The sequence below is a fragment of the Alkalibacterium sp. s-m-28 genome (assembly GCF_054658175.1).
The window spans coordinates 1-6,728 of record NZ_BAAGIQ010000101.1; the positions used below are offsets into that span (position 1 = coordinate 1).

The following is a 6,728-nucleotide window of genomic DNA, read 5'->3' on the forward strand; positions in this document are numbered from 1 at the left end:
AGTCCGAAGAGAAAGGAGCATACGCTCCCAATGCTCTTCGGACTTTTTTTAGTAACTATTGTAGAAGACAATCCGCTGGTCTAAACTGACAAACGTGCTGGAATAAACAGATTCTGTCGCTTAATTGCCTCATTTTCTTAAATAAAACTGCCGGAATAAAGTGACATTTACTGGCTGGATTATTTTGCTTTTCTACAAGTAACAACAAAATTTTGATTGGCAATCAAAAACAAACAATACTTAATGCAATAAGCATTCTCATCCAAAGTTACATCAAATCGATGGATGAAGAAAATCCAGATCTACTGCTTTACCCAGCTAATGGGATCGCCATATAGATTCATGAGACTTATGTTATTTTTTGATTTGCCAATGAATACACGTAAAGAAAGACGCGCCTACACTCGTTTCAGAAAATACCTTATATCAAATGGTTTCACAATGGTTCAATTCTCTGTCTACTCTAAGATTTTTCCTAACCGAAGTGCATTAGATACCTATATGGTTACGTTAAGACAAAACCTTCCATTTCATGGATCCGTGAGGGCAATGGCTGTGACGGAAAAGCAGTATAATAAAATGTATCTACTCGTTGGAGATAAAACTGTAACTGAAAATACTCTAAGCGATAATACCATGGTGATATTATGAAAGAATGGACATTTGATGATCACTTTCATTCAAGGATATTGATCGACAAAGTAACGATTCTAAAAGGCAAACCTGAAGAATGGAAAGACTGTATTCATTATATTAGGGAGGCGTTCTTGAATAAGAAAGTCGATTTACGCGAAGGTAATGAGAGATTAAACAGCAATGATTTCCAGTTAAATATAATGTCTTATTCCGACTCTTTCCCGTTAACTAATATTTTCAATAATGAGAAGCAATTATTGGAATCATTTTATTCCTATATGGAACTCTCTCCTATCTATAAGCAATTCGTAGAAAGCTGGGAGGATCTTCAGGAAGAAGTTCAATTTCTTAACGATACTTTCGGTAATGAGATCAAGATACAACTGAATGACTTTAGTAAAAAAGTGATGAAAAAGAATATCTCGACGGAGTTCAATCATTCTGATCGAATTACCGAATTTAAACAAACAATTAAACTTGCAAAACATTTGAATAATGACAAGAAAAATCTATTCTTATTAATTAGCCCTGAGAATCATTTCGATTTAAGAGAGCTGGAAAAGTTAGATCAGTTTTTACAAGCTGCACCTGAACAATTTATCGTTATAACGACACACCCATTTCGAGGAATGTCCAATATTGTGTTCAAAGAAAAAGTCATTAATCATGTTGTTCTGGAGAACTATCGATCGACTATTCAAGAGTGGCTTCCCTTCATATTCGACCCTGATGAGTTTGACGTGGCAAAAAAGTGGTATATTGACGTTGTGGATAAGTCGGACGAGAATCTATTGATTTTATCTCTGTCGTCTGTGGATAAACTAACTGTGTTTATCTACTTATTCTTATTAGTACATCTTACACAAATACCATACAAAGTTGATTACACTGGCATTCCTGATGAATTTATTAAATTCATTGATACGGTTACAACTGGTAGGGTATAATGAAAATGGCATTTTGGTACTCTCTCATCTTTTGGTATAAAGGAATGGAACGGCTCACTAAGATGGGCGATAGTTATTTTGGTACTCTCTCATCTTTTGGTATAAAGGAATTCCGGGTGGGCATGGCATCAAGCCAAACGAATTTTGGTACTCTCTCATCTTTTGGTATAAAGGAATAAACAGCCTATCTCACCTTTTATTAAAGGTATTTTGGTACTCTCTCATCTTTTGGTATAAAGGAATGACATCTTCTGTTCTAAAATCATAAATAGGATTTTGGTACTCTCTCATCTTTTGGTATAAAGGAATTCTTAGATATGTTACCATTAACAACTCTGTATTTTGGTACTCTCTCATCTTTTGGTATAAAGGAATAACTGTCTATGATGACTCTTTCAATATCTGATTTTGGTACTCTCTCATCTTTTGGTATAAAGGAATCAAGGGGTGACCGGATGAAAGGCATCTATGATTTTGGTACTCTCTCATCTTTTGGTATAAAGGAATAAAGAACCGGCTTATAAGATTTATGTGGAATTTTGGTACTCTCTCATCTTTTGGTATAAAGGAATTTAAATGATTTGAGTGTTCCGGTGAATATAATTTTGGTACTCTCTCATCTTTTGGTATAAAGGAATCCAGATAGACCGAAAACGAGCGTATCGGCAATTTTGGTACTCTCTCATCTTTTGGTATAAAGGAATATAAATTGGGTTTTGTTCGATTGAATCGTCATTTTGGTACTCTCTCATCTTTTGGTATAAAGGAATGCGATGGCGGCAATAATTAACCCGATAGGAATTTTGGTACTCTCTCATCTTTTGGTATAAAGGAATGACGCATTGAAGATTGCAAAGGAGGAACTGATTTTGGTACTCTCTCATCTTTTGGTATAAAGGAATTTAGCTAGGAAACCGACCTTCTTAGTCGTAATTTTGGTACTCTCTCATCTTTTGGTATAAAGGAATTTAGTCCGGCAGTCACTTTCTTACCTGTGGATTTTGGTACTCTCTCATCTTTTGGTATAAAGGAATCATCTTCTGTATACATTGCCCCTAGAGAGTTATTTTGGTACTCTCTCATCTTTTGGTATAAAGGAATTGGAGAAGTAGCTGAAGAACTCTTTGTTTAATTTTGGTACTCTCTCATCTTTTGGTATAAAGGAATGAGGACATTAAGAGGTATGTGTACTATTGCATTTTGGTACTCTCTCATCTTTTGGTATAAAGGAATAAATGCGCCCACAAATTGCTGAGGCTTTCTATTTTGGTACTCTCTCATCTTTTGGTATAAAGGAATCGACGCGTTGAAGGTAGCGAAGGAGGAACTATTTTGGTACTCTCTCATCTTTTGGTATAAAGGAATGATATTGACCAGCGTTGGCGGTCGCCAGTATTTTGGTACTCTCTCATCTTTTGGTATAAAGGAATTATTGTTTGACCAGGTAGGCGTTCCACCAGATTTTGGTACTCTCTCATCTTTTGGTATAAAGGAATAAAGTTTCTGAACAGACTATAATCAACTGGATTTTGGTACTCTCTCATCTTTTGGTATAAAGGAATGTCCGACTGCGCCTAAAACCGCTCCAGGGTATTTTGGTACTCTCTCATCTTTTGGTATAAAGGAATTATTTCCATTTTTCACAGTCTCCTTTTGAATTTTGGTACTCTCTCATCTTTTGGTATAAAGGAATTTATACCATAAATCGCTCAACACACGTAGTATTTTGGTACTCTCTCATCTTTTGGTATAAAGGAATTCCTCTGCTTTAAAGCTCATGCCCTCACTTATTTTGGTACTCTCTCATCTTTTGGTATAAAGGAATATGTCTTAGTTAAGTATTTCGTATGTCTTTATTTTGGTACTCTCTCATCTTTTGGTATAAAGGAATTTAAAATCACTTAGTACGGCTTGCACATCAATTTTGGTACTCTCTCATCTTTTGGTATAAAGGAATTTTTAACCGGGTTACTAGTCGGTTTAAGAGATTTTGGTACTCTCTCATCTTTTGGTATAAAGGAATGAACATGAGAAAAACAAAGTTAGAAAGTACATTTTGGTACTCTCTCATCTTTTGGTATAAAGGAATATTAGGTACTTCCTTTCTATTAGAGCTGTAATTTTGGTACTCTCTCATCTTTTGGTATAAAGGAATTTACGACGATTTTATCCTAGGTAACACGTCATTTTGGTACTCTCTCATCTTTTGGTATAAAGGAATGCTGGATATGCAGGAAGCAATGGACGCCGTATTTTGGTACTCTCTCATCTTTTGGTATAAAGGAATACCGTGGTTACTACAGTCACAAATGCTATCATTTTGGTACTCTCTCATCTTTTGGTATAAAGGAATTCCGTTTTTCGTTGCGTCCTCGTGTGCTTTATTTTGGTACTCTCTCATCTTTTGGTATAAAGGAATTATACCTACACGCTAACGTGAATATGGTTGATTTTGGTACTCTCTCATCTTTTGGTATAAAGGAATATACGAACGTCCAACAGTTATCAGAAGCACATTTTGGTACTCTCTCATCTTTTGGTATAAAGGAATTTTTAGAAAAATACAGCAAGGAGGACACAGATTTTGGTACTCTCTCATCTTTTGGTATAAAGGAATAGCAAGAAATTATTAACGCTGCTTTAAATAATTTTGGTACTCTCTCATCTTTTGGTATAAAGGAATTATCATTATAAAGTATTTCGTCCGCAATGGATTTTGGTACTCTCTCATCTTTTGGTATAAAGGAATCAACAGGAACGTGTTGCAACGCAACGCAACATTTTGGTACTCTCTCATCTTTTGGTATAAAGGAATAAGTCACTTTTATCACTGGTTTCACTCCTCATTTTGGTACTCTCTCATCTTTTGGTATAAAGGAATGACCATAGAACAGACAACATGCTGGAAGTCATTTTGGTACTCTCTCATCTTTTGGTATAAAGGAATGATCAGCCAGTCAACATCATGCGGATTGCTATTTTGGTACTCTCTCATCTTTTGGTATAAAGGAATATATGCAGAAGAAAACAGGGAGTTCGTTTGATTTTGGTACTCTCTCATCTTTTGGTATAAAGGAATTTTTAAAAGACATCAAGGGAAGGTTGACCCATTTTGGTACTCTCTCATCTTTTGGTATAAAGGAATCTATTTCTAGGTCTGGAAAATATTCAGCGCATTTTGGTACTCTCTCATCTTTTGGTATAAAGGAATTTTGAATTTTTAGGAAAAGACACGAATCCAATTTTGGTACTCTCTCATCTTTTGGTATAAAGGAATTCATCCAAATCGGCTCCACTCGATCAGTCGATTTTGGTACTCTCTCATCTTTTGGTATAAAGGAATTGACTGTCTTGATAATTCCGCTGATGGAGATTTTGGTACTCTCTCATCTTTTGGTATAAAGGAATTTGAACATTTACAGTGTGGATGAATCACAGATTTTGGTACTCTCTCATCTTTTGGTATAAAGGAATTCCAATTCGCTTTGCTAACTGGGTTAAACAATTTTGGTACTCTCTCATCTTTTGGTATAAAGGAATAACCCGTCTCAACAAAAACTGAGAGGATTGATTTTGGTACTCTCTCATCTTTTGGTATAAAGGAATCCTGTTGACGAAAGGTGCGCAACGGTACCGATTTTGGTACTCTCTCATCTTTTGGTATAAAGGAATATAGTATATCATACCTATATTTATGGTGCAATTTTGGTACTCTCTCATCTTTTGGTATAAAGGAATCACTTTTATTACATGCCTGTGTTGGAAGCTATTTTGGTACTCTCTCATCTTTTGGTATAAAGGAATCTTAACAGGAGTAAAGGCGGTGATTAAGTGATTTTGGTACTCTCTCATCTTTTGGTATAAAGGAATTAAGGACATGACCGATACTAGGTTAATGGGATTTTGGTACTCTCTCATCTTTTGGTATAAAGGAATTTACTGTCATCCCTCAAAAGTATACGAGTGATTTTGGTACTCTCTCATCTTTTGGTATAAAGGAATCCATTCACTCCTTAATCAGCTCGTCCTTCTATTTTGGTACTCTCTCATCTTTTGGTATAAAGGAATTTACTGCTAATTCTGAATAGTGATCAGCATATTTTGGTACTCTCTCATCTTTTGGTATAAAGGAATGCACTATCGTTGCTTAGTGTCGTTCTCCCGATTTTGGTACTCTCTCATCTTTTGGTATAAAGGAATGAGACGGGCGGATAATAACGCCAGTGACGATTTTGGTACTCTCTCATCTTTTGGTATAAAGGAATGAGACGGGCGGATAATAACGCCAGTGACGATTTTGGTACTCTCTCATCTTTTGGTATAAAGGAATGCCTGTGATAAAAGGCTACGGCATTGCCTGATTTTGGTACTCTCTCATCTTTTGGTATAAAGGAATCGTAAGATACGGCATATTAGTTCCCTCCAAATTTTGGTACTCTCTCATCTTTTGGTATAAAGGAATTCATCCCATTGGTATTTCTTATGCTCTTCAATTTTGGTACTCTCTCATCTTTTGGTATAAAGGAATGAGAGTGGAGAAAAAACAATCCCGATAAGGATTTTGGTACTCTCTCATCTTTTGGTATAAAGGAATTGGTTGAAGGCATAGACGTACACCCATTCAATTTTGGTACTCTCTCATCTTTTGGTATAAAGGAATTAGGAAGAATGGAGAACTCTGTGGACCGGTATTTTGGTACTCTCTCATCTTTTGGTATAAAGGAATAAATCATTTATTACCTCGAAGTATTTCGCGATTTTGGTACTCTCTCATCTTTTGGTATAAAGGAATCCTACTCACGAAAGGTGCGCAAAGATATCGATTTTGGTACTCTCTCATCTTTTGGTATAAAGGAATATTCGGCTTGTATGGCTTGATTGCTATCATATTTTGGTACTCTCTCATCTTTTGGTATAAAGGAATCGCTGTAATAGTTCATTATTTTATCCCCCTATTTTGGTACTCTCTCATCTTTTGGTATAAAGGAATGTTACCGCTATTTAGTTTGTGTTTAATTCTCAAGTTTCGCACCCCTAAGAACGACGTTCTATCCTTTTACCGTAAAGATCAGTTAGAATATTGAACTTAAAAGTACAGAAAAAGACACCTCTCTTTGGTAAAATGTAGTTACCAACAAACATTCC

The 6,728-nt window shown here is 35.7% G+C and carries 2 protein-coding genes and 1 CRISPR repeat array; both genes read left to right on the forward strand.

Translation table 11 applies throughout. The annotated features are described in order from the left end of the window. Positions 1-342: 342 nt before the first annotated feature. Positions 343-651: a CRISPR-associated endonuclease Cas2 gene (gene cas2, locus ACYQ4S_RS10310; protein ID WP_346023641.1), complete on the forward strand. Its 309-nt coding sequence runs from the start codon at positions 343-345 to the stop codon at positions 649-651. Continuing rightward, the gene (locus tag ACYQ4S_RS10315; RefSeq protein WP_459770976.1) at positions 648-1,583 is read left to right on the forward strand and encodes a hypothetical protein; all 936 of its coding nucleotides are present in this window, start codon (positions 648-650) and stop codon (positions 1,581-1,583) included. Before cas2 ends, ACYQ4S_RS10315 begins: the two co-directional genes overlap by 4 nt. 10 nt (positions 1,584-1,593) lie before the next feature. Then, positions 1,594-6,573: direct repeats of the CRISPR family, unit length 36 nt; unit sequence ATTTTGGTACTCTCTCATCTTTTGGTATAAAGGAAT. Positions 6,574-6,728: the final 155 nt, after the last annotated feature.

What these genes read in the sequence shown, in the direction of transcription:
- cas2 (WP_346023641.1), top strand. Translation starts at nt 343, where the DNA reads ATGAGACTTATGTTATTTTTTGATTTGCCAATGAATACACGTAAAGAA.
- ACYQ4S_RS10315 (WP_459770976.1), top strand. Translation starts at nt 648, where the DNA reads ATGAAAGAATGGACATTTGATGATCACTTTCATTCAAGGATATTGATC.